Origin of the sequence: Haloferax sp. ATCC BAA-644 (assembly GCF_000336975.1) — an archaeon.
Classification (GTDB): domain Archaea; phylum Halobacteriota; class Halobacteria; order Halobacteriales; family Haloferacaceae; genus Haloferax; species Haloferax volcanii.
In genome coordinates this window covers 257,960-278,662 of the sequence record NZ_AOLF01000021.1, presented here as the reverse complement: position 1 = coordinate 278,662, position 20,703 = coordinate 257,960, and the positions used below count along the sequence as shown (strand labels likewise).

General features: G+C 68.1%; 27 protein-coding genes and 2 pseudogenes. 15 read left to right on the top strand and 14 right to left on the bottom strand.

Annotated elements, in window-relative coordinates:
- Nucleotides 1-120: 120 nt before the first annotated feature.
- The 4 genes from C458_RS10065 (at nucleotide 121) to C458_RS10050 (ending at nucleotide 3,089) form a co-directional block, all read left to right on the top strand.
- On the top strand, nucleotides 121-936 hold the full coding sequence (locus C458_RS10065; RefSeq protein ID WP_049896802.1) for a hypothetical protein: 816 nt from the start codon (nucleotides 121-123) through the stop codon (nucleotides 934-936).
- 82 nt (nucleotides 937-1,018) lie between these two features.
- Nucleotides 1,019-1,861, top strand: coding sequence for a potassium channel family protein (locus C458_RS10060; RefSeq protein ID WP_008575383.1), 843 nt, complete (start codon nucleotides 1,019-1,021; stop codon nucleotides 1,859-1,861).
- 179 nt (nucleotides 1,862-2,040) lie between these two features.
- On the top strand, nucleotides 2,041-2,280 hold the full coding sequence (locus C458_RS10055) for a hypothetical protein (protein WP_008575381.1): 240 nt from the start codon (nucleotides 2,041-2,043) through the stop codon (nucleotides 2,278-2,280).
- Between the two features lie 89 nt (nucleotides 2,281-2,369).
- A complete protein-coding gene (locus C458_RS10050) occupies nucleotides 2,370-3,089 on the top strand; it encodes a fumarylacetoacetate hydrolase family protein (protein WP_049896738.1) in 720 nt (239 codons plus the stop codon).
- A gap of 46 nt (nucleotides 3,090-3,135) precedes the next feature.
- Here C458_RS10050 and C458_RS10045 read toward each other — a convergent pair whose 3' ends face one another.
- Entirely contained in the window at nucleotides 3,136-3,354 is a 219-nt protein-coding gene (locus C458_RS10045) for a hypothetical protein (RefSeq protein ID WP_008575379.1), read from the bottom strand.
- Between the two features lie 138 nt (nucleotides 3,355-3,492).
- Here C458_RS10045 and C458_RS10040 point away from each other — a divergent pair, with 138 nt between their 5' ends.
- Nucleotides 3,493-4,101: a translation initiation factor IF-2 subunit beta gene (locus tag C458_RS10040; protein ID WP_004062666.1), complete on the top strand. Its 609-nt coding sequence runs from the start codon at nucleotides 3,493-3,495 to the stop codon at nucleotides 4,099-4,101.
- A gap of 148 nt (nucleotides 4,102-4,249) precedes the next feature.
- On the opposite strand, the gene C458_RS10035 is transcribed toward C458_RS10040, so the two are convergent.
- Nucleotides 4,250-4,486 carry a hypothetical protein gene (locus C458_RS10035; protein ID WP_008575376.1) on the bottom strand — a complete coding sequence of 79 codons (237 nt, stop codon included), beginning with the start codon at nucleotides 4,484-4,486 and terminating at the stop codon, nucleotides 4,250-4,252.
- A gap of 96 nt (nucleotides 4,487-4,582) precedes the next feature.
- Between C458_RS10035 and C458_RS10030 the strand changes: the two genes are divergently transcribed.
- Together C458_RS10030 and C458_RS10025 are read left to right on the top strand one after the other, a co-directional pair.
- Nucleotides 4,583-5,449, top strand: a complete 867-nt coding sequence (locus tag C458_RS10030; protein WP_008575373.1) for a helix-hairpin-helix domain-containing protein — start codon at nucleotides 4,583-4,585, stop codon at nucleotides 5,447-5,449.
- 120 nt (nucleotides 5,450-5,569) lie between these two features.
- The gene (locus C458_RS10025; RefSeq protein ID WP_004042128.1) at nucleotides 5,570-5,998 is read left to right on the top strand and encodes a universal stress protein; all 429 of its coding nucleotides are present in this window, start codon (nucleotides 5,570-5,572) and stop codon (nucleotides 5,996-5,998) included.
- Nucleotides 5,999-6,136: 138 nt separating this feature from the next.
- Here the strand turns inward: C458_RS10025 and C458_RS10020 are convergent, their stop codons facing one another.
- Nucleotides 6,137-6,409: a hypothetical protein gene (locus tag C458_RS10020; protein WP_008575369.1), complete on the bottom strand. Its 273-nt coding sequence runs from the start codon at nucleotides 6,407-6,409 to the stop codon at nucleotides 6,137-6,139.
- Between the two features lie 249 nt (nucleotides 6,410-6,658).
- Between C458_RS10020 and C458_RS10015 the strand changes: the two genes are divergently transcribed.
- The 3 genes from C458_RS10015 (at nucleotide 6,659) to C458_RS10005 (ending at nucleotide 7,919) form a co-directional block, all read left to right on the top strand.
- A complete protein-coding gene (locus C458_RS10015; protein WP_008575366.1) occupies nucleotides 6,659-6,856 on the top strand; it encodes a hypothetical protein in 198 nt (65 codons plus the stop codon).
- 190 nt (nucleotides 6,857-7,046) lie between these two features.
- Complete coding sequence (locus C458_RS10010) at nucleotides 7,047-7,346, top strand: winged helix-turn-helix domain-containing protein (RefSeq protein ID WP_004042125.1); 300 nt, start codon at nucleotides 7,047-7,049, stop codon at nucleotides 7,344-7,346.
- A 198-nt stretch (nucleotides 7,347-7,544) separates the two neighbouring features.
- Complete coding sequence (locus C458_RS10005) at nucleotides 7,545-7,919, top strand: hypothetical protein (RefSeq protein ID WP_008575362.1); 375 nt, start codon at nucleotides 7,545-7,547, stop codon at nucleotides 7,917-7,919.
- Nucleotides 7,920-7,968: 49 nt separating this feature from the next.
- On the opposite strand, the gene msrB is transcribed toward C458_RS10005, so the two are convergent.
- The 5 genes from msrB to C458_RS09980 all read right to left on the bottom strand — a co-directional run bounded on the left by msrB (nucleotide 7,969) and on the right by C458_RS09980 (nucleotide 11,164).
- Nucleotides 7,969-8,370: a peptide-methionine (R)-S-oxide reductase MsrB gene (gene msrB / locus C458_RS10000; RefSeq protein WP_008575361.1), complete on the bottom strand. Its 402-nt coding sequence runs from the start codon at nucleotides 8,368-8,370 to the stop codon at nucleotides 7,969-7,971.
- A 63-nt stretch (nucleotides 8,371-8,433) separates the two neighbouring features.
- Nucleotides 8,434-8,850 (bottom strand): hypothetical protein, encoded by a 417-nt coding sequence (locus C458_RS09995; RefSeq protein ID WP_008575360.1) that lies wholly within the window; start codon nucleotides 8,848-8,850, stop codon nucleotides 8,434-8,436.
- A gap of 10 nt (nucleotides 8,851-8,860) precedes the next feature.
- Nucleotides 8,861-9,565: an ATPase domain-containing protein gene (locus C458_RS09990; RefSeq protein ID WP_004062671.1), complete on the bottom strand. Its 705-nt coding sequence runs from the start codon at nucleotides 9,563-9,565 to the stop codon at nucleotides 8,861-8,863.
- A gap of 85 nt (nucleotides 9,566-9,650) precedes the next feature.
- Entirely contained in the window at nucleotides 9,651-10,427 is a 777-nt protein-coding gene (locus C458_RS09985) for an aldo/keto reductase (RefSeq protein ID WP_008575357.1), read from the bottom strand.
- Nucleotides 10,424-11,164 carry an HAD family hydrolase gene (locus C458_RS09980; protein WP_008575355.1) on the bottom strand — a complete coding sequence of 247 codons (741 nt, stop codon included), beginning with the start codon at nucleotides 11,162-11,164 and terminating at the stop codon, nucleotides 10,424-10,426. The genes C458_RS09985 and C458_RS09980 overlap by 4 nt, the downstream gene beginning before the upstream one ends.
- Nucleotides 11,165-11,320: 156 nt before the next feature.
- On the opposite strand from C458_RS09980, the pseudogene C458_RS09975 reads away from it, so the two are divergent.
- The 3 genes and pseudogenes from C458_RS09975 to C458_RS09970 form a co-directional block, all read left to right on the top strand.
- Nucleotides 11,321-12,121 (top strand): annotated as a pseudogene (locus C458_RS09975) (NAD(P)/FAD-dependent oxidoreductase); the annotation flags it as partial.
- 16 nt (nucleotides 12,122-12,137) lie between these two features.
- Nucleotides 12,138-12,476 (top strand): annotated as a pseudogene (locus tag C458_RS18740) (FAD-dependent oxidoreductase); the annotation flags it as partial.
- Between the two features lie 137 nt (nucleotides 12,477-12,613).
- Nucleotides 12,614-13,483: a PHP domain-containing protein gene (locus C458_RS09970; RefSeq protein ID WP_008575351.1), complete on the top strand. Its 870-nt coding sequence runs from the start codon at nucleotides 12,614-12,616 to the stop codon at nucleotides 13,481-13,483.
- A gap of 74 nt (nucleotides 13,484-13,557) precedes the next feature.
- Here C458_RS09970 and C458_RS09965 read toward each other — a convergent pair whose 3' ends face one another.
- Entirely contained in the window at nucleotides 13,558-14,601 is a 1,044-nt protein-coding gene (locus C458_RS09965) for an Lrp/AsnC family transcriptional regulator (protein WP_008575350.1), read from the bottom strand.
- Between the two features lie 108 nt (nucleotides 14,602-14,709).
- Between C458_RS09965 and C458_RS09960 the strand changes: the two genes are divergently transcribed.
- A complete protein-coding gene (locus C458_RS09960) occupies nucleotides 14,710-15,792 on the top strand; it encodes an anthranilate phosphoribosyltransferase (protein ID WP_008575349.1) in 1,083 nt (360 codons plus the stop codon).
- Between the two features lie 21 nt (nucleotides 15,793-15,813).
- On the opposite strand, the gene C458_RS09955 is transcribed toward C458_RS09960, so the two are convergent.
- The 4 genes from C458_RS09955 to C458_RS09945 form a co-directional block, all read right to left on the bottom strand.
- Nucleotides 15,814-16,170, bottom strand: coding sequence for a hypothetical protein (locus C458_RS09955; RefSeq protein WP_008575348.1), 357 nt, complete (start codon nucleotides 16,168-16,170; stop codon nucleotides 15,814-15,816).
- Nucleotides 16,171-16,209: 39 nt separating this feature from the next.
- Nucleotides 16,210-17,235, bottom strand: a complete 1,026-nt coding sequence (locus C458_RS09950) for a succinylglutamate desuccinylase/aspartoacylase family protein (protein WP_008575347.1) — start codon at nucleotides 17,233-17,235, stop codon at nucleotides 16,210-16,212.
- Nucleotides 17,236-17,326: 91 nt separating this feature from the next.
- Nucleotides 17,327-17,479: a YgaP-like transmembrane domain gene (locus C458_RS17880; protein WP_081603254.1), complete on the bottom strand. Its 153-nt coding sequence runs from the start codon at nucleotides 17,477-17,479 to the stop codon at nucleotides 17,327-17,329.
- A gap of 90 nt (nucleotides 17,480-17,569) precedes the next feature.
- Complete coding sequence (locus C458_RS09945; RefSeq protein ID WP_008575345.1) at nucleotides 17,570-18,547, bottom strand: bile acid:sodium symporter family protein; 978 nt, start codon at nucleotides 18,545-18,547, stop codon at nucleotides 17,570-17,572.
- 207 nt (nucleotides 18,548-18,754) lie between these two features.
- Here C458_RS09945 and C458_RS09940 point away from each other — a divergent pair, with 207 nt between their 5' ends.
- Nucleotides 18,755-19,273 carry a peptidylprolyl isomerase gene (locus tag C458_RS09940; protein WP_008575344.1) on the top strand — a complete coding sequence of 173 codons (519 nt, stop codon included), beginning with the start codon at nucleotides 18,755-18,757 and terminating at the stop codon, nucleotides 19,271-19,273.
- Between the two features lie 51 nt (nucleotides 19,274-19,324).
- Here the strand turns inward: C458_RS09940 and C458_RS09935 are convergent, their stop codons facing one another.
- Nucleotides 19,325-20,668, bottom strand: coding sequence for a hypothetical protein (locus C458_RS09935; RefSeq protein ID WP_008575343.1), 1,344 nt, complete (start codon nucleotides 20,666-20,668; stop codon nucleotides 19,325-19,327).
- Nucleotides 20,669-20,703 lie beyond the last annotated feature (35 nt).

Here is a 20,703-nt window from a genome sequence, read left to right as displayed (position 1 = left end):
ACAGATGGTAACTGGTTTCGGTTTCGATAGGTGAGTTATAGTTCGTGTCTCACGACTGTCGGGAAAGAGTCCGGATTACCGACGAATTCATTTCTGTTCGCTGCCTTACCAGTGTACGAGATGAGCGAGCAGCGGGTCACATTCAACGGGGATACGCGGGTGTTGTACCGACAGGCGGTTCGAACGCCCCTGCCGGACGAAGACGCCGAGCGGCTGTTCCACGAGAACATGATGAACATCGCGGACGCCCAAGAGCGGAAGGCGGACATGCTCGCTGACCCCGACATCTCCCTGCTCGAAGCCTACGAGACGCAACTCGAAGGGATTGCCAAGAGCTACAAGCGACGCTGTCGACACATCGCCGGCGACGACTACGAGGCGATTGCGATGGCGTACAACCGCGGGGAGCGCGACGACCGCGTCGGCGCGCTCACGGCCTACTACTTCGAGGGGCTCTGGCGGATGCAACAGCGAATCACCGTCACCGATATGCTGTTTTTCCCCATCATCCTGCGGTATCCCGACTGCTTCACCGTCAACATCCGCTTCGCCAGCGGCCACACGACCACGGAGTCCGTCCTCTACGAGTCGCCCGAACACTCCACCGAGGAACTCGACGACGAGTACGCCGAGCGCTACTACAACGAGAGCCTCTACTCGCAGAAGGAGGCCGCCGAGTACATCAGAGACACCGCGGAAATCATCCGCGAGGAGTTCCCCAGCCCCGACGAATCGACGTTCGAGGAGCGACAGTACGGCGGCATCACCTCCGCCGGCGGCCGGAAGGGGCCGGTGTTCTCGTCGATGCTCAAGCGGGTCGAACCGGACCCGAACCGGTTTTCGGAGCCGGTCGACCAGCCGACGCTCGTCGAGGAGGGCAAGGAGGCCCGGCGGACCGAGCGTGAGTTACTCCCCGAGGGCGCTATCGTCCTCTGAGGCGGTCGCCGCCGGGTCTCCCCGCCGTCGGGCCATCACCCCGCAGACGACTGTATAAGTAGCTCACCCCCGAAGACGGTGTATGGACGGTCACGCGCGGAGGTCGCGCCGCGAGACGCCGCGGGACGTGGTCAGGTTCTATCTCCTCGACCATCGAACCGCGGTCGGCAAGGCCATCGACATCGCGCTTCTCGGGCTCAACTTGCTTTTCGTCGGGGTGTTCGTCGCCGAGACCTACCCGCTTTCGGCGTCGGTCCAGTCGACGCTCTGGTCCGTTGAGGTCGCCGTCTCCATCGTGTTCCTCGCGGAGTATCTCCTCCGACTCTACGGGGCGCGGGACCGGACCGCCGAACTGCTCAACGTCTACTCGTTCGTCGACCTGCTGGCAATCCTGCCGACGCTGGCGGTGCTCGTGCTACCCGTCTCGTCGGTCGCCGCCAACATCGGCTTCCTGCGAGTGATTCGCGTGGTCCGCGTCCTCCGGTTTTACCGCTTTACGCGGGACGAGGAGTTCTTCTTCGGCACCGTCTCGGTCGGGACGCTCCGCGTCATGAAACTGCTGTTGACGGTGCTCACCATCTTCTTCGTCGCCGCGGGGATGTTCTACTCGTTCGAACACCGGGTGAATCCCAACATCGGGTCGTTCGGCGACGCCTTCTACTTCGTCGTCGTCGCGCTCTCGACGGTCGGCTTCGGTGACATCGTCCCGGTGACCGAGTCGGGTCGGTGGGTGACGGTCGCCGCCATCCTCGCGGGCGTCATCCTCATCCCGTGGCAGGCGAGCAAAATCGTCAAGGAGTGGGGCCACCGCGACAAGGTCAACGTCACCTGCCAGAACTGCGGGCTGGCCTACCACGACGCCGACGCCTCGCACTGCAAGTCCTGCGGCCACGTCATCTATCAGGAGTACGACTCGCGGGAGTGAAGGCGCGGCTCCGGATGGACAGAGGGTTCGCGGACCGAGAACGCGCCCGCTGTTAGAACATTAATATTTATTATAGATTGGCCTGTACTGCCGGGTACAACAATGTCGGTCGTACGCGTACGTCGCTAACTCTTCTCGTCGCCGCACAGCCGTCCGACCGACCCGAACACCCCGAAATCGTGAGCACACACGCCACCCCGACCTACGAACCGACCCTGCGAACCGACCGCGAACAGTCCGCCGAACGCGAGACCACCACCCCCGACCGCGCCGCCCCTGCCGACCCCGCCGACTCCGCGTCGGGCGTCGCCCGGTGTCAGCGCCAGTTCGAATCGACGCGCACCGAGCGCATCCACAACCTCGTCGACCGCGAGAACCAGTCGATTCCCCGGATGAACCGGGCGTCCGCGTCCGACTGAGACCCGGCGGCGGCCCGCGCGTCCGGTTTTCTCGTCCCCGCTTGCGGAGACACGTCGCTTGAAGTGAGTGGCCGACGCAGGGGTGGGCAATGCGATTGGCACGGATTCGAACCGACGGCGGAGTGGTGTCGGGCCGGTACGACGACGGCGTCGTGACGGCCGACGGCGAGGAGTACGAAGTCGGCGTCGACGCCGAGTTGCTCGCACCCTGCGAGCCGACCGCGCTCTACTGCGTGGGCCGGAACTACGCGGCGACGGTCGACCAGATGGACTACGATATCCCCGACCGGCCCGACTGGTTCATCAAGCCGCCGGTGTCGGTGCTCGACCCCGGCGCGGACATCGAGTACCCCGACTGGACCGACGAGCTGACGTACGCCGGCGAACTGGCCGCCGTCATCGACCGCGAGTGCTCGGACGTGGCCGAAGAAGACGTGGACGAGGTGGTCCGCGGCTACACGATTCTCAACGACCTCGACGCGCTCGACCAGCCCGGCCGAACGGCTCGAAAGGCGTTCGACGACTCCGGGCCGCTCGGCCCGTGGATTGAGACCGACGTGGAGCCGTCGAACATCGACATGACGACCCACGTCGGCGGCGAACTCCGGCAGGAGGCCAACACCGAGCGGATGCTCTTTTCGCCCGCCGAAGTCGTCTCGTTCCTCTCGGAGCGCTACACCTTCCAGCCGGGCGACGTGATTTCGTTCGGCAGCCCCGCGAACCCCGGGCTGGTCGAACCCGGCGACGACGTGGAAATCTGGTACGAGGGCGTCGGCACGCTCACGAACCGCGTCGTCGACGGCGAGTAAGGAAACGGCAGGCGGTCAGCGGTCGGCAGGCGGCGAATCGCCCGACTCAGTTCAGCGCCTCGACCTCGTCTGTGAGGTCGGTCGGCTCGTCCACGGGGCCGTTGACGAACAGGCCGTGCGCCATCACGACCGCGGCGAGGGCGCTGAAGGCGACGAGCGTCGTCTGCGGCTCCATCGGCGTGACCCGGCCGACGACGACGCCGGCGACGAGGCTCCCGAGGATGCCGAGAAGTACGAGGTCGTAGTACTGCCACGTGTAGCCCATGACGGGTCGTTCGAGAGCCAGCGCCGAAGGCGTGGCGTTCGGTTCCGTCGTCAGAGATGCTGAAACGAAGTCGGCGCGTCGGTGCCGCGGCAAAGACGGTCACGGAACGGCTATACGTCGCCAGACACTCGAACCCCTATGGAGTATCAGACTGCGCTCGACCGAGCGCTCAACGTCCTACCGGAACGAAACGTCGAACAGGAACGCCTCACGGTGCCGGACCCGTCCGGCGAAACCGACGGCGCGTTCACCCGCCTCACCAACCTCGGGGAAATCGCGGACGCGCTCTCGCGGACGCCCGCGCACCTCCACAGCGCCATCCAGCGCACGCTCGGGACCAGCGGCCAGTTGGAAGGCGACCGCGCCCGATACAGCGGGTCGTTCTCCATCAACGACTTCGAGGAGGCCATCGACGGCTACGTCGAGGAGTACGTCATCTGCTCGGAGTGTGGCCTGCCGGACACCCGCCTCGTCACCGAGGACGGCGTCGACATGCTTCGCTGTGAGGCCTGCGGTGCCTTCCGCCCGGTCCAGAAGCGCTCCAGCGTGAGCAACAAGCGCCAGCGCGAGGCCGTCGAAGAGGGTCGCACCTACGAGGTCGAAATCACCGGGACCGGCCGCAAGGGCGACGGCGTCGCCCAGCGCGGGAAGTACACCATCTTCGTTCCCGGCGCGCAGGAAGGACAGACCGTCCGCGTCTACATCAAGAACACGAGCGGGTCGCTCGCGTTCGCGCGACTCGCCTGAATCGGTCGCACGCGTCGCGCCGACGCGCCGACGCGCCGGACCACGAGTCGCTCGGCGACCGACTTCCGCGCACAGTCTCATATGCTCTCGCCGCGGTCGCTTCTTTCGCGGGCCGGATTACCGCCGTCGCGACGCCCGCGAGACGCAGTTATTCGTCTTCGTCGGGCTCGCCGCCCTCACCGGCCTCACCGCCGCACCGACCGCGGAGGCCGAACAGCGCGACGAGGAGGAACACCGCTCCCTCGACGCGCGCCGCCGTCACGACCCACGGTTTCGCCGTCATCTCGCCGCCGTCCTCGTAGGCGAGGCGCGTCATCGCGGCGACCAGTTTATCCGGAACGAGCAGTTCCACCAGACCGAACGCCGCCAACAGGGCTCGGAGCATAGCCGAATATCGGTGCGGAATCGGTGAAAAGGCGACGCTCGTTCCCACACAACGGGAGCGGTAACACTCATTCTGTTCTGAACCGAATGGTTGATTATGAAGGTCTATCTCACGGACGGAACCAGCTTCGAGTGCGGCGGTTACAAGGCGCTCGACTCCGGCGGGGTCGTCCTCACCGCAGACAGGAAGCGCAAACAGGTCATCGGCTACGTGCCGGCGGACGCGCTGGTGTACGTCCTCCCCGACGACGTGGCACCGGGCGATTCGCTCGCCGATGCGGACGACGGCAACGGAGCCGAGTCCGAAGACGACGACGCCGACACCGATGCGGACGACGCGTCCGAAGATGACGAAGACGAAAACGAGGGCGAAGCCGACGATGCCGGAGACGAACACGGGGCCGGCGACGGCGAGACAGACGACAGCGGCAGCGACGACTCCGACCGGACCACCGTCGAAGCCGGGGTCGGCCCGGACGTGGCCGGCGTGACCGGCGTCGCCGACGAGGAGACCGAACACGCTCACGACGACCTCGCGGCTCGCATCGACGAACTCGACGGCCGAGTTGACGGTCTCGACGGCCGGGTGGACGCGATGACCGAACAGTTGGCGACGGTTGTCTCGGCGGGCGGCGTGGGTGCCGAGGCGGCCGCCGAAGACGCGCGGGACCCCGAGGACCCGCGGAACATCCGCGGTATCGGCGAGGCGTACGCGACCCGGCTCCGGGCGGCGGGCATCGACACCGTGACGGCGCTCCGCGAGGCGTCGGACGAGGAACTCGCCGCCGCCGCGGACGTGTCGGCGCGGCGGGTCACCGACTGGAAACGGCGGGCCGAGCGGTACGCCGAGCGACAAGCCACGAACGGTGATACCGAACCGGAAAGCGACGCGGCAACCAAGTCCGAAACTGACGCGGCCAGCGAACCCGAGACAGACGCCGACGACGCGACCGATGACGGGTAGCCGCCTGCACCGCTCCCGTCTCCGGAATCGCGTCTCCTCTGTCGAGATTCGTCCCGCGTAGTTCCCATCGCGCGGGAACTGGCGAAGAGGGTGATACTGTCCCCGGCTAATCCCCAGTTGATGTACGACACAATCCTCGTGCCGATAGACGGGAGCGACTCGATGCAGCCGGTCGTCGAAGACGCCGCGGAACTCGCCGCAGAGCGCGACGCCGCCGTCTCCCTGCTCTACGTCGTCGACGAACGGGCCTTCCTGACGCTCGCCGACGAGCGCGTCGACGAGGTGTACGAGGAACTCAGGTCGCAGGGCGAAGCCGCGCTCACCGAGGCCGCCGAGACGATGGCCGAGTACGGCGTCGACGCCGCCACCGAACTCCGCCGCGGCGACCCGGCCGAGGAGATTCTCGCGTTCGCCGAGGAGATAGACGCGGCGCTCATCTCGATGGGCACCCACGCCCGGTTCGAGGACAATATCCTCGGAAGCGTCTCGCGGTCGGTCGTCGTCCAGTCGAAGATACCCGTGCTCGCCACCCCCATCGAACGACAGTAATCCGGCCGCGCCGGGTGGGCGAACGCGTCGCACCACCGAAGCGGGTTCCGAGGTCCCGCGTCTCGCGTTTTCTTCCGCGGTTTCCCGAGTTCGACCGACCTTCGAGTCTCGCCGCGTGCCCCGGGCTCAAACCGCGATTCAGAGCCGAAGGAGCAACAGGAGGACGCCGAAGAACGTCGAGGCGGCGCTGATGAGCAGCAGGCCGCCGCTGAGGACGAGCGTGCCGCCGTCGAACGCCGGGGTCGCCCCGCTGGCGGCGATGTTCATCACCGTCAGGCCCGCCGAGAGGTCGGCGACGGGAGCGAGGACGGCGATACAGAACGTCACGAGACCGGCGACGACGAGGGCGTACGGCGTGAACGGCGGGCTCCGCCGTGTCGGGTGACGGCTGACCGGGTAGCTGCGAGACATACAGCACGTACGTCGTCACCCTAGTTTGGTACGTGTCGGCTACTCACAATGCGTGTGCGTTAGACCCGACCTACCGCCGCGAAAGCGGACTTCTCGATGAGTCGCGCGCGCCGGCAGTTCGTCCGCGCCGGGCGAGCGGTTTTCGGCGTAATTTGGGCCTAACTCCGGGCTGATTCACGACCGACTCGTGTTCGAGTTCGGAAAACTCTCTTGTAACCGCTCAACGACGGGACAGACGAGGAACGAACCATGAATAGACTCACAACGCTCGGGGTGGCGCTCGTCGCAGACCGCCGCGACGACGGCGCGACAGCCGACGAGGTTCGGACCGCCGTCGACGAGCAACTCACCGAGTTCGGCGTCGGTACGTCGACGCTCGACTGTGACGACGGTGGTGTGCCACACCACGCGGGCGGCCCCGGCGGCTTCGGGCCGCGCGGTAACTGACGCCCGCAGCCCCCCGCTGACGACTGCCCCCCAACACGCCACGCCCGTCGACCGCCTTCCAACGCACCCCGCTGAACGCATCCCTACACCTCCCTGCCACACACGACGCCACTGCGGGCCGCCGAAGACGCGGAGCCGAGGCCTGCCGTTTTATTACGTCCGGATTTGACGAGTTAGCCGGATGCGACGTGTGCTGTGGTGGCTTATCGGCGGGTCGCGCGGGGGACGAAACCGCCTGCGAATTATCCGCGCGCTCGACGACATGCCGATGAACGCCAACCAACTCTCGAACGAACTCGACCTCGACTACAAGACCACACAGCACCACTTGGAACTCCTCGTCGAGAACAACGTGTTGATGACTATGGGTGACAACTACGGAAAGACGTACTTTCTGACCGACCAGATGGAGGCCAACCTCGACGTACTCGACGAGGTGGCTCGAAAGGCCGACTTAGACGACGTGACGGTCGGAGGTGACGACGCGTGAGCGACACGTCCAACCGCGACCCGGTTCGGCGGACCGCGGTCGTCGTGGGCGTCTCGCTCGCCATCGCGGCGCTCGTGACGTGGTTCACGCCCGACCTCGTGGCGTGGTTCGCCCCCGACCTGTTCGGCCCGCACAAGCCGGGCGGCCACGGCGGTCCGCCCATCCCGGACCTGTTCATCCAGTTGAAGCNTGGCGCTCGTGACGTGGTTCACGCCCGACCTCGTGGCGTGGTTCGCCCCCGACCTGTTCGGCCCGCACAAGCCGGGCGGCCACGGCGGTCCGCCCATCCCGGACCTGTTCATCCAGTTGAAGCTGTTCGTCTCGACGTACAACCTCGTCGCGCTCGGGTTCCTCGCGGGCACCTACGCGATGCTCTACCGGGAGCTGCCGAACCGCTTCACGCTGAGCTTACTCCTCTTTACGGCGGCGCTGCTCCTGTACGCACTCACGTCGAACCCGCTGGCGTCGCTGTTCCTCGGGTTCAGAGGCAGCGGGCTGGGTCCCTTCACGTTCCTGCCCGACCTGTTTGCGGCCGTCGCCGTGACGTTCCTCACGTACCAGAGTTCGGCGTGAGGAAGGCGGAGCGGTGTTCGGTGGTTCGGCGTTCTGGTTCTGTCGGCGCTTAGTGCTCGTCCGCCTCGAAGTCGAGCGCGACCGAGTTGATACAGAAGCGCTTGCCGGTCGGCTCCGGTCCGTCGTCGAAGACGTGACCGAGATGGCCGTCGCAGGTCGAACAGACGACCTCGGTGCGGTCCATGCCGTGACTCAGGTCGCGCCGAAGCTCGATGTTCGAGTCCTCGGCGGCGTAGAAGCTCGGCCACCCGCAGTTCGAGTCGTACTTCGTCTCCGAGTCGAACAGCTCGGTCCCGCAGCCGGCACACCGGTAGACGCCGTCGTCGCTCCGGTCGACGTGCTCACCGGAGAACCGCGGCTCGGTCCCCTGTTCGCGGAGGACTCGATAGGCGTCCTCCGAGAGTCGCTCGCGCCACTCGGACTCGGAGAGGCTGAATTCGCTGTCGCTCATGCGTCGACAGAGGGTTCGGACGCCCAAAGGTTCGTCGGCCACTCGCGTCGGCCGTGTGGTCGGCTACCCGCGACGGAGGAACTCCGGCAGCCGAATCCGAGAGAAGTCGTCGCCGCCGCCGTCGAGGGCGGACGCCCGACCGACGGCGTTGGGGATGCCCTGTTTGTCCGTCGGCTTCTGCATCGTCACGTCGGCGCGACCCGTCGTGGCGGGCGTCGTCTCCTCGTCGACGAGCGCCTCCCACACGTCCTGTTTCGAGTCGTACTCCGACTCGTTGCGGGCGACGCGCTGTTTGCCCTCCTCGAAGGCGAGCTGGAGGACGCTCCGACCGTAGGCGGTGCCGGCCTGCCGGCGGATGCGCTCGAACTCCCCGCGGTTCGGGTGGCCGAGCGCGCTGGAGACGCCGAGGGCGTACATCCGGCGGATGGCCTCCTCGTCCGAAATCGTCCGCCAGTCCGTTCCGAAGACCCGTTCGTACATTGTTGTTACCTCAGAGGTCGACCTTCGACCGGGGGTCGACGACCAGTCCGTTGTCGGTGAACTCGAGCGACCGGATGTCGCAGTCGATGTTCGTCCCGCGCATCTTGATGACCTGAATGCCGCGGGTCATCCCCGTCGCCTCCAGATAGTTGTGGAAGAACACCACGCCGTGGGCGAGGAAGTGCTCGTCGGAGTACGACGAGGGGTCCGTCATCTCGGAGATGAGAAGCGTCGTGGCGTCGCCCTGCTTGAGCGCCGTCAGAAACCGCGTCATCTCCTCGGAGCCGTTGGCGAAAAACAGCCGAAGCAGCATCGTCGAGTCGATGACGAGGCGGTCGACCTGCCGGGAGTTGACGAACGCGACGATTTTGTCGGTGAGGCTCTGGACGCTCGACGACCCCCCGGTCTGTGAGAACTGATTGAGGATGTGTTTCCCCTTCGGGCTCACGAGGTTGATGAATCGAAAGCCCTCGGAGCTGGCGAGCGTCTCGAAGCCGAAGTCGAAGCTCGACATGTCGTTGACGAGCTCGTCCTCGGTCTCGTGCATGGTGATGTACATACACTTCTCGCCGTTGCGAAGTCCCTCGGCCATGAACTGCGCCGTAAACGTCGTCTTTCCGCTCCCCGGCGGTCCGCTCAGGACGTACAGTCGGCGCGGAAGGAAGCCACCCTGAATGAGCTCGTCGAACCCGCTTACCCCACTCGGAATCCGCATGGTCGGACACTCGCCCGCCGTGTTATAATCGTTCCGGGACTGGTATCGAAATTGAGACTTCGAGACGGACCGAGCGGCCGAATAGTCACTCAGGGAACAGTTCGACTTCAGATTCGATACTGTCGATGGTCGCCACGTCGGCCGCGTCGAGTTCCAGTGAGACGGCGTCGAGGTTCGCTCGGAGGTGGCGCTCGCTCGACGCCTTCGGGATGGGACACAGCCCCTTCGCGGCCAGCCACGCGAGGCTCACCGCCTCGGGCGTCGCGTCGTGTTTCTCCGCGACCGCGACGACCTCGTCCACGTCGCGGACGCGGCCTCCCGAAAGCGGCGAGTACGCGACCACGTCGTAGCCGCGTTCCTCGGCGTGGTCGAGGAGTTCGGGGCGCTGGAACAGCGGGTGGTACTCCGTCTGGTGAGCGACGAGTGGCGCGTCGAGCAGGTCGAGCGCCTCGTCCAACTCGGCGGCGGTGAAGTTGCTCACGCCGACGCCGCGGGCGAGGCCGTCGTCGACGAGTTCGTCGAAGGCCGCAAGCGTCGCCTCGGGGTCGTAAGTGTCGATGGGGCGGTGGACGTACAGGAGGTCGACGGGGTCGGTTCCGAGCTTTTCGAGGCTCTCGCGGGTCGTACGACGCACGTCGGCGGGCGCGAGGCTGTCCGCCCAGATTTTGGTGGCGAGCGTCACGTCCTCGCGGGGGACGTCGGCGGCCGCGAGCGCGTCGCCGACGACCGCCTCGTTCCCGTAAATCTGCGCGGTGTCGACGTGTCGGTAACCCAACTCCAGCGCCGTCGTCACGGCGGCGGCCTCGTCGGGCGTGTCGAGGCCCATCGTCCCGAGACCGATGCGGGGGAGCGAGTCGGTCATCGGGACGACGCTCCGTCCTCGCGGCCGCCGTCGGCCGCGGGGCCGGACGGGGCGGACGCGCCCGCCTCGCCGGCCACGACCGGGACGCCATCGAGTTCGAGCAGGTCGTCGAGGCCGGCGATTTCGTGGGTCGGGTCGGGCGTCGGCGTGTGGTCGGCGCGGTGACCCCGGCGGATGAACGCGGAATCGACGCCCGCGGCCTCGGCGGCGGCGATGTCGCTGTCGCTGTCGCCGACGAACAGCGGCGACTCGACGCCGAGGTCGGCCATGGCGCGTTCGAGGTAGTAGGGCTCGGGCTTCTTGCGGTGGAGGCTCGTCATCGAGGGCTCGCGGCCGTAGGCGGTGCCGAACAGGTCCGTCGCGTCGAGGTGATCGACGACGAAGTCGATGGTGGCCTGCTGGTTGCTGGAGACGATACCCATCGGGGCGTCGATGCGGCGGAGCGCGTCGAAGTCGTCGTAGGGGACCTTGCGGCCGTCGGCGATGGCCCGCCGTTGGGCGGCCGACTGGCGTTCGTCGCGGACGCGAAACAGCGCCTCGGGGTCGAGGTCGTAGGGGTCGGCGGCGGCGCGCACGTCCTCGGGGGAGACGTGGATGACCACCTGTTCGACGTGGTCCGGGTCGGGGTCCGAGACACCGAGTTCGGCGAAGGCCTCCCACGTCGCGTCGCGGAGGGGGGTGAGTTCGACGAGCGTGGTCAGCACGCCGTCGTGGTCGAAGATGACCGAGTCGTACATACTCGGACTCCGGCGGCGCGACGTGAATCGTTTTCGCCTCTCGCCGGGGCGGCGGGCGCGAACACAGTCCCCAATCCCGCCGCGTTGCGAGTCTTTTAGCGCCTCGAAGCCTCACGTCTGACCAATGCTGGCTGGACTCACACGCGGGGTGGCGAGATGACTCGCGACGTGTGCATCGTCGGAGCCGGGGCCGCTGGGGCTGGCGCGGCCTACGCGCTCCGCGAGGCAAAGGCGAACGTCACGATTCTCGAAAAGAGCCGCGGGGTGTGCGGGCGCGCCGCGACGCGCCGCCGACACGGCTGTCGGTACGACCACGGCGCGAACTACGTGAAAGACTACGACCGCCGCACGGCGCAGCTCGTCCGCGGACTGGGCGCGGACGGGCTGGTCGATATCGACGAGCCGGTCTGGACGTTCGACGGCGACGGCGTCATCTCCGAGGGCGACAGCCGCGACCAACACAAGTGGACGTGGACCGAGGGCATCACCCAACTGGCGAAGCGCCTGCTCGCGGAGACCGAGGCCACCGTCGAGCGCGAGACGCGCGTGGCCGCCATCGACCACAACCCCGACAGCGGCTACTGGTCGGTCGTCGACGAGTCGGGGACGCGCCACGGCCCGTTCGACTCGGTGCTCCTGACGCCGCCGGCCCCGCAGACGGCCGCGATTCTGACCGAGATGGGCTGGGGCGACCAGTGTATGGTCGCGCTCCGCGAGGCCATCGGGAGCGTCGAGTACCGGACGGTTCGAACCGTCGTCCTCCACTACCCCTTCGAGCGCGAGGAGTCGTGGTACGCGCTCGTCAACCCCGACAAGACCCACCCGGTCGGCTGGGTCGCCCGCGAGGAGTGCAAGGAGGGCCACGTCCCCGACGGCGAGAGCCTGCTCGTCGTCCAACCGAGCCCCGAGTGGTCCGAGGCGCACTACGACGACCCCCTCGACGACGCGGCCGACGAGGTCGCCGGGATGGNGCAAGGAGGGCCACGTCCCCGACGGCGAGAGCCTGCTCGTCGTCCAACCGAGCCCCGAGTGGTCCGAGGCGCACTACGACGACCCCCTCGACGACGCGGCCGACGAGGTCGCCGGGATGGTCGCGGAACTCCTCGACGACGAGCGTCTTCGCGACCCCGATTGGGTGGACGACCAAGGGTGGCGGTACGCGCTTCCCGACGGCGTCGCCGACCGCGAGATACTCCGCCGCGGAGAGTCCCACGGCCTCTACTTCGCGGGCGATTGGACGGTCGGCGAGGGCCGCGTCCACGCCGCGCTCTGGAGCGGTATCGACGCGGGCGAGCGAATCACCGAGCAGTAGCGCCCGACGGACACGGTTCGACGTTTCCGCCGCCGGAGTACCGTGGCTGCCCCGACTGAGACGCCATCCACTAGGAGTGCCGCGAGCTAGCACGATTCGGGCGTGTCTTTTTCGTTGCCGAAGCCTAACGAGGAGTCGTGTCCGCGCTGACCGTCCGCATCGACCCCCACGTACACTCGGAAGGCTCGTACGACGCGCACGACCCGGTGGAGCTCATCTTGGAGCAGGCCGCCGAAATCGGGTTGGACGCCGTCGTCATCACCGACCACGACGTCATCGACGAGTCGCTCCGAGCGGCGCAACTCGCCCCCATGTACGGTCTCGTCGGCATCCCCGGCGTGGAAGTCTCGACGGCCGACGGCCACCTGCTCGCGCTCGGCGTGGAGGAGCTACCGCCGCGGCGTCGCCCGCTGGACGAGACGGCGCGCTGGGTGCGCGAGCGCGGCGGCGTCGCCATCGTCCCCCACCCGTTCCAGCGGAGCCGACACGGCATCGGTCGCCGCCGGCTCGGCCGGTATCACGACGCCGCGGGCGGCGACGCTTTCGACGCCATCGAGACGTACAACTCGTGGCTGTTCACGGGCTACAAGAACCGCCGCGCCCGCCGGTTCGCGGCGAAGCGCCAGTACCCCGGCGTCGCCGGCAGTGACGCCCACAAGGTCGGGTACGTCGGCCGCGCCTACACGGAAATCGACATCCCCGACGTGTCGCGCGCTTCGCTCACCGCCGACGACATCCTGACCGCCATCCGAAGCGGCTCGACCGAGGTGCAGGGCCGCCGGACGCCGATTCCGACGAGCACCAAACACTACGCCGGCGCGGCCGGCCGGAAGTCCGCGTACTACGCCAAGCGCGGGGCGCTCGGGAGCGCGCTTCTCGCCAAGAAGGGCGCGTTCAAGTCCGGCTACTACGCGAAACTCGGCGCGCTCAAAAGCGGGTCGGTGGCGAAGACGGGCGTCGCGCAGGCCGCGCGGATGCTCTACCGGCTGTCGCCGCTGTCGCGGTAGCGGCCCGGTGCGAGATGTGACGCGGGCGGCGACGCGGCGGCGCGGGCGACGAAACGCGAATTTTGTTCGCTTCCTCAGTCGTCAGAACCCACGAGTTTCTCGTACTGCGCGCCGGTCTGCTTGAGTTTCGCCGTCGAGTACAGTCGCTCGTGGTCGAACGGCAGGTGGTCGGCGGCGAGTTCGTCTATCTTCTCGTCGACGGCGTCGGCGTCCCGGCCGTGAATCATGGTAAACAGGTTGTACTCCCAGCCCTGCTCGGGGCGGCGCGGCCGGTGGTAACAGAGCGTGACGTACGGGAGGCTGCCGACGGCCTCGCCGCGGGCGTCGAGTTCGTCGTCGGGGACGTTCCAGACGACCATGCAGTTGTTCCGAAAGCCGGTGACGATGTGGTTGACGACGCAGCCGATGCGCTTGATACAGCCGTCCGCGAGCAGGCGCTCGACGGCGACGAGCACGTCATCGACCGCGGCGTCGAGGGCGTCGGCCACGTCGCGGTAGGGCGTCTTTGTAAGCGGGAAGCCGCCCTGAATCTCCACGAGCAGGCGGGCTTCGAGGTCCGAGAGGTCGCCGGTCGCGTCCTCGGAGATGCGGGTGGCGCTCACGTCGGTCGCGCCGAGGCTCTCGCGGGCGAAGCGGTCGTCGTTGACGATGGGGAACTCGAGGTCGATGTAGTAGTCGGTAAGCATCGGGAGGTTCAGCACCTCACAGCCGGTTCGCTCCTCGATTTCGTCGAGGATGCGGTCGCGCGTCTCGCGGGAGCCGGCGGTGACGACGAACCACATGTTCCAGTCGTGGGCGCGGCGGTAGTTGTGGTTCACCTGCCGGTAGCCGTTGATAATCTCCGCGACCTCCTCGAAGCGTTCCTCGGGCGCGGAGACGGCCGCGAGGGTCGAACTCCCGATGACCGGCGGGTTGAGCACCGGCCCGAACCGCCGGAAGATGCCGTCGTCGCGGAGCCGGCGAACGCGGTCGAGGGCGTCGTCCTCGTCGATACCTAGCTCCGCGGCGACGACGCGGAACGGCCGTCGCTCGACCGGAAAGCCGCTCTGGTAGCCGTCGATAAGCGCCGCATCGACCTCGTCGATGGCGTCCCGCCAATCATCCGACAACGCGCTCATTACCCGGCGTTAGGAGTCGGGAAGCCTATCGCTTTCGGACGGCGGCGTCGCTCCCGCGCGACGGGACCGAACGGGACGTTTTTTGACCGCTCGCGCGAACACAGGCGCATGGCAGTAGTCGAAAGCGAGTTCGGGGAATGGCCGCTGAAGCGTCTGATGACGGAAGTCGTCGGCACGGGCACGAAGTCCGCCGAGGACATGACCCGCGAGCAGGCGTCCGAGGCGATGCGCCGCATCCTCGCCGGCGAACCGGACCACACGACGCTCGGCGCGTTCTGGCTCGCCAACCGCTGGAAGCACAACAACGCGGAGGAACTCGCCGCCTACGCCGACGTGATGGCCGAAGGCGTCGAGTACGCCGAACCCGACGCCGACCCCGTCGACTGCGGCGCGAACTACGACGGCAAGGGCAAGACCGCCATCCTCGGCGTCGCCGCCGGCGTCGTCGCCGCCGCGGCCGGCACGCCCGTCGTCGTCCACTCCGGCGACCGCGTCCCGACCCAGAAGCAGGACGCCTACAAGCACGTCCTCGACGAACTCGGCGTCCGCACGGAACTCGACCCCGCCGAGTCCGCCGACATGGTCGACGACACCGGCTTCGGCTTCTACTACCAGCCGCGGTTCAACCCCGCCATCCACGCCCTCTGGGAGCGCCGCGACAACATGGGCGTTCGGACGTTCGTCAACACCATCGAGACCATCGCCAACCCCGCGAACGCCTCGGTTCACCTCGGGTCGTTCTACCACCTCGCGTTCGCCAAGAAGATGGTCAACACCTTCGAGGCGAGCGAGCACCACGACCTCGACCGCGTACTCATGTTCCAGGGGATGGAGGGCTACGACGACATCCGCCCCGGCTACACGAAGGTCGCCGAGTGGACCGCCGGCGACGACGGCGAGGCCACCTTCGACGACTTCGACATCGAGACCGCCGAGTACGGCATGGACTTCGAGTACGACGACCTCGGCGTCGACGAGGACGACGTGGCCGGCGACTCCGCCGAAATCACGGAAGCCGTGCTCGCCGGCGACCGCGAGGACCGCTTCGCCGACGCCGTCGCCCTCAACGCGGCGCTCCGCATCTACGCCCGCGAGGACGCCGAAACCATCGACGAGGGACTGGAGCTGGCCCGCGAGACCATCGCCTCCGGCGACGCGGAAGCCGTGCTCGAAGACCTGCGCGCGTTCTAAAACCGACTCGAACGCTCTCGTTCAACACGTCGGACCCACCGACTCACCGCCCGCGTACCGAACCGAATCCGGCCCCACGACGTAGACCGATTCCGACGACGTGTCGGCGTGCGACCGGTTCGTGTTGTACCAGTACGGGTGCGAGACGCGAACCGTCCACCCATTGAGGCCCCGGCCGACGACCGACGCCGATTCGTCGCTGACGGTCGTCGACGTACCGTAGGTGTTGATGCACTCGCTGGCCGCCAGTTCGGCCCCGAGGCGCGTTTCTTCCGCCGCAATCGCCCGCCGCCGAGCCTCGCTGTCGAGGACGAAGACGGTGCCCGCGGCGACGACGAGGAGAATCGAGAGGAGCGAGAGCGCGGCGCGGCGGTCCATACGACCCCGACCGCCGGGCGCGGATAAGTGTTTTCTGCCCTATATGTCGAGGTCGCCGTCGGTCCCGTCGAACGGGTCGTCACCCTCGGCGTCGCCCTCGCCGTCGTCCAGCGGGAGCGCGATGCCGACGAGCGTCTCGCCGGCCGTGACGGTCGCCTCGCGGGCGATGGAGTAGACGATGCCCGCGCGCTCGGCTTCGACCTCTTGTAGCACTTCGTAGGTGGTCGGGTCGTACACCCAGCCGAGGTGGTCGCCGGGGCGGACCTCGCGGGCGAGTGCCACGTCCTCGCGGGCGACGAACAGCCCCGAGGCGTCGGCTTGCACGCGGCCGAGGTGGTTGCGGTAGGTGCGGCCGTCCCACGGTTCGACCGCGCCCGAGAGGATGCCCATGTCGCGGCAGACGTTGAGGACGCCCTCGACGCCGGCGACGATGGCCGGCTCGACGAGCTGTTTGTTGTGGGCGAGTTCGGGCGTGATGGAGGGGATGCCCGCGTTCGTGGCCGCGACGCGGAGTTTGCCGTCGAAGCTCCGTTCGGTCCACTCGTCGTCGGCCTCGTCGCCGGCGGCCTCCGCGAGGAGGATATCGACGCCGAACGCCCGCGCGAGGTCGCGGGAGGCCTCGTCGCCCCGGAGGTAAACCGTGTGAGTGAGCATATCCGGGCTTCCCGTGTGGAGGTCGACGATGGCGTCGGACTCGCTGATGTACTCCCAGAGCGTCGCGGCCATGCGCTGGTGGAGCGAGCCGTCGGCGTCGCCCGGCCAGACGCGGTTCATGTTGGAGTTGACGGAGTCGAGCACCTCGGGCGTGACGTAGGAGACGCGGTCGAACGTCAGCGGGTCGGCCACGGGGACGGCGACGACGCGACCCGAGAGGTCGGCGCGTTCGAGGTGGCCGTGGAGTCGACGGAGCACTTCGGTGCCGTTGATTTCCCGGCCGTGCTGGGCGGCCTGCACGTAGAGCGTGGGACCGTCGGTTCCGTCGGCTGGTTCGTAGGTGTGAACTGTCGTCTGTACCGGGACGCCGGAGGGGAGGCGAGTGAGCGTCACGGTCTCCGCGGTGTGCATATCCGACGCATCGCGGTGGGGTGTCTTGTAGTTAGGGGAGCGAGAAAGGCGGACGGAGCGGAGCGCGGCGGGGCGAGGCGAGTCGCGGGCGTCAGTCCCGGTCGTCGAACGTGTCGGTGCCGAACGGCAGGTACAGCGGGCAAGTCCGGCCGGCCCCGGTCACGAGCAGGACGACGCCGACGACGAGGAGCGGGCCGAGCGCGAGGCGAACAGTCCGGTCGAGCGTGCCGACGTTTCGAACCAGACAGTAATGGTTATTCTCCACAATAATTTAATCCCGAATCGGTTCCGACCCGTCGAGACGGGGCGCAAAAACGCGACTGCGACGAGCGATTCAGTCGTCAGCCGGCGCGCCACCGGCGGAGTCGCCCGCAGTTCGCGCGAAGTAGCTCGCGAGGAGCGGCCCGGTGATGTTGTGCCAGACGCTGAAAAGCGCGGGCGGCAGGGCGGCGGCGGGCGAGAAGAACGACAGCGCGAGGGCCGCCGCGAGCCCGCTGTTCTGGAGGCCGACCTCGAACGTGGTCGTTCGGACGCGGTCCGCGGACATCCCGGCGAGGCGGCCGGTGCCGTAGCCGGTGCCGAGGCCGAGAGCGTTGTGGAGGACGACGGCCCCGATGGCGGCCGCGCCCGCGCCGAGGATGGTATCGACGTTGAGGCCGACGACGGCCGCGACGATGGCGACGATGCTCAGGACCGAGACGAGCGGGAACACGTCGAGGCCGACTTCGGCAACCTCGGGCGCGTTGCGGTCGAGCACGACTCGGAGCGCGAAGCCGAGGACGACCGGGATGAAGACGATTTGAACGATGTTGAGAAACAGGTCCACGAAGCCGACTTGAAGCTGTTCGCCGGCGAGCGCGACGACCCACGCGGGCATGACGAGCGGCGCGGCCAGCGTGGTGACGGTCGTGATGGCGACCGACAGCGCCACGTCGCCTTTCCCGAGGTAGGCCATGACGTTCGAGGCGGTGCCGCCGGGGGCCGCGCCGACGAGGATGACGCCGACGGCGAGCTCCGGCGGGAGAGACAGAACCACCGTGAGCGCGTAGGCGGCGGTCGGCATGACGAGCCACTGGGCGAGCGCGCCGATGGCCACGTCGCGGGGGCGCTCCGCAAGTCGGCGGAAGTCCGCGGGCTGGAGCGTCAGCCCCATCCCGAGCATGATGAGCCCGAGCAGCGGCGAGATGTAGGGCGCAATCCACGTGAACAGGCCCGGCTGCGCCAACGCGGCGGCCGACGCGAGGAGCACGAGGCCGACGAAGTAGGTGTTTGCGAGCTCCGAGAGGCGTTCGAGCGTCGAGCGGGCGTTCATTCCGACCGCCCTCCGTCGAGTTGTGATGTCATCTCACACCACTCGGTCGCGGGGGAGAGAAACGTCTGTCGGTGTGACAGTCCGCGGTGCCGACCGAAAGACTCGGACCGAACGGAGTCGTGTCACCGAGGATGAACCAAGCGCCGCGTCGCCGGCGACCGACCCCGAGGCGGCACGGTTTTCACTCGCCCGCCCGACGGGTCGAGTATGAGCGACAACCCAACGGCCACGCTCCACACGAACAAGGGCGACATCACGGTCGAACTCTTCGAGGACAAGGTCCCGAACACGGTCGAGAACTTCGTCGGCCTCGCGACGGGCGAAAAGACGTGGGTCCACCCCGAGACCGACGAGACGATGGAAGGCGAACCCCTCTACGAGGACATCCTCTTTCACCGCATCATCTCGGACTTCATGATTCAGGGCGGCGACCCGACGGGAACCGGCCGCGGCGGCCCCGGCTACACCTTCGACGACGAGTTCCACTCGGACCTCAGCCACGACGGCCCCGGCGTGCTCTCGATGGCGAACCGCGGCCCCAACACGAACGGCTCGCAGTTCTTCATCACGCTCGACGCCCAGCCCCACCTCGACGGCAAGCACGCCGTCTTCGGGGAGGTCACGGACGGCATGGATGTCGTCGAGGACATCGGCTCGGTCCCGACCGACCGCGAGGACAAGCCGGTGTCCGACGTGGTCCTCGAATCGGTCGACGTCGAGCAGTAAGCGTCTCGACCGTCATCAGGGCGAATCGAACGTCCGTCTCCGCCTCGAACGCTACCCGGTCGCGTTCGTCGGGACCACGGTCCGACCGCCGGGCGACCCGTCGGCGCGGTCGAGCCACGCCGGTCGCGTGACCGTCGTCCCGCCGACCGCGTCGTACGCGAACCAGACCTCGACGCCGAGGCCGTCTCGGGTCTCGTAGGCGACGCGCATCGAGCGGACGAACCCGCCTTCTTCGACGACCGCTTCGACCCGATAGCCGCGCGACCGCGGGAAGTCGGTGCCGCGGCCCTGAACTCGGTACAGCGCGGTCCCGCTTTCGGCGGTCGCGTTGGTCACGCTCTCTACGCGCGTCACGCTCGTCTCGTCGGTCGAGAGATACCAGTCGAGATAGCGGGCGGCGCGGGAGGCCTGCCGCCCCGGGCCGTCGCGCACGTCGGGGTCGAGGACGCGGGCGGCGACGCCGTCCGGTTCGGCGGGGCGGCGAGCGTAGCGCGTGGCCCCGTCGGCGTAGGCGTCCTCCGAGGCGGTCGGGCGCGGGAACGCCCTGAGTTGTCCGGCGCGCTCGACCTCGGAGACGTAGACGTTCGGGGCCTCGACGCGGACGGCCTCCACCTCGCGGCCCGTCTCGTCGCCGGCGATTGACTCGCGGTATCGGAGCGTCCACCGGTACGACCGGTTCGCCGCGGCCCGGCGGTGGGCCGCCGCGAGGCGCGTCGCGTTCTCGACGCTCGCGGTTGTCACGCCGGGGGCGACCGCCCGCGGTTCGGGCGTCGGCGTCGGCTCGGGAGTCGTCGCGGCCGGCGTCGGTGTCGACGACCCATGACCGCCCAGCGCCTCGCCGAGCACCGGTACGCCGCCCGGCCCGGCGGTCACGACGACCGCCGCGAGCAGGAGCGCGACGAAGACGAGCGGCGCGACCGGGAGCGACGAAAGCGGTCGAGAAAGCGGAGCGACGACTGCGCCACCCGCCTCGTCCGCACCCCTCGCACCGACGCCGCGGTCATCGGCCGGGAGGTCGTCGAGGCGGACGCCGAAGTGGTCTGCGACGAGGTCGTCGCCGCGGCCCGCCGGGAGACCGTACCGGACGAGGTCGAAGAGGTCGTCGAGCGCGAGGATGCGGGCGTCGTCGGGTGCCTCGCGCCGGGTTCGCGTGGGGTCGCCGAGCGCGACGACGACGGTCGCCTCGTCGGGAACCGACAGCGACAGCCGGAACCGACCGCGGGGGGCGACCGCGAGCCGCTCGGTTCGGTCGCCGCGGCGGGCGATTACGAGGCCGTCTTCGACGGTCGTCTCCCACCCCCGGGCGGTCCAGAGGGCGGCGAGAAATCGGCGGCGGTCGCTGGGGGCGGCGGCGCGAATCAGGTCGCCGAACCGGGAGCGACGGGACTGCCGCATCGTCCGAGATTAGGGCTCGATAGCGAAAGCATCAC

Bases quoted from the DNA above. Each gene is read 5' to 3' on its own strand.
- C458_RS09990 (WP_004062671.1), bottom strand. From the start codon at position 9,565: ATGCGGATTCCGAGTGGGGTAAGCGGGTTCGACGAGCTCATTCAGGGT.
- C458_RS09985 (WP_008575357.1), bottom strand. From the start codon at position 10,427: ATGACCGACTCGCTCCCCCGCATCGGTCTCGGGACGATGGGCCTCGAC.
- C458_RS10060 (WP_008575383.1), top strand. From the start codon at position 1,019: ATGGACGGTCACGCGCGGAGGTCGCGCCGCGAGACGCCGCGGGACGTG.
- C458_RS10025 (WP_004042128.1), top strand. From the start codon at position 5,570: ATGTACGACACAATCCTCGTGCCGATAGACGGGAGCGACTCGATGCAG.
- C458_RS10045 (WP_008575379.1), bottom strand. From the start codon at position 3,354: ATGGGCTACACGTGGCAGTACTACGACCTCGTACTTCTCGGCATCCTC.
- C458_RS10035 (WP_008575376.1), bottom strand. From the start codon at position 4,486: ATGCTCCGAGCCCTGTTGGCGGCGTTCGGTCTGGTGGAACTGCTCGTT.
- C458_RS10050 (WP_049896738.1), top strand. From the start codon at position 2,370: ATGCGATTGGCACGGATTCGAACCGACGGCGGAGTGGTGTCGGGCCGG.
- C458_RS10040 (WP_004062666.1), top strand. From the start codon at position 3,493: ATGGAGTATCAGACTGCGCTCGACCGAGCGCTCAACGTCCTACCGGAA.
- C458_RS10015 (WP_008575366.1), top strand. From the start codon at position 6,659: ATGAATAGACTCACAACGCTCGGGGTGGCGCTCGTCGCAGACCGCCGC.
- C458_RS09980 (WP_008575355.1), bottom strand. From the start codon at position 11,164: ATGTACGACTCGGTCATCTTCGACCACGACGGCGTGCTGACCACGCTC.
- C458_RS09955 (WP_008575348.1), bottom strand. From the start codon at position 16,170: ATGGACCGCCGCGCCGCGCTCTCGCTCCTCTCGATTCTCCTCGTCGTC.
- C458_RS09950 (WP_008575347.1), bottom strand. From the start codon at position 17,235: ATGCACACCGCGGAGACCGTGACGCTCACTCGCCTCCCCTCCGGCGTC.
- C458_RS09960 (WP_008575349.1), top strand. From the start codon at position 14,710: ATGGCAGTAGTCGAAAGCGAGTTCGGGGAATGGCCGCTGAAGCGTCTG.
- C458_RS10065 (WP_049896802.1), top strand. From the start codon at position 121: ATGAGCGAGCAGCGGGTCACATTCAACGGGGATACGCGGGTGTTGTAC.
- msrB (WP_008575361.1), bottom strand. From the start codon at position 8,370: ATGAGCGACAGCGAATTCAGCCTCTCCGAGTCCGAGTGGCGCGAGCGA.
- C458_RS10030 (WP_008575373.1), top strand. From the start codon at position 4,583: ATGAAGGTCTATCTCACGGACGGAACCAGCTTCGAGTGCGGCGGTTAC.
- C458_RS09940 (WP_008575344.1), top strand. From the start codon at position 18,755: ATGAGCGACAACCCAACGGCCACGCTCCACACGAACAAGGGCGACATC.
- C458_RS09935 (WP_008575343.1), bottom strand. From the start codon at position 20,668: ATGCGGCAGTCCCGTCGCTCCCGGTTCGGCGACCTGATTCGCGCCGCC.
- C458_RS10020 (WP_008575369.1), bottom strand. From the start codon at position 6,409: ATGTCTCGCAGCTACCCGGTCAGCCGTCACCCGACACGGCGGAGCCCG.
- C458_RS09965 (WP_008575350.1), bottom strand. From the start codon at position 14,601: ATGAGCGCGTTGTCGGATGATTGGCGGGACGCCATCGACGAGGTCGAT.
- C458_RS09945 (WP_008575345.1), bottom strand. From the start codon at position 18,547: ATGAACGCCCGCTCGACGCTCGAACGCCTCTCGGAGCTCGCAAACACC.
- C458_RS09995 (WP_008575360.1), bottom strand. From the start codon at position 8,850: ATGTACGAACGGGTCTTCGGAACGGACTGGCGGACGATTTCGGACGAG.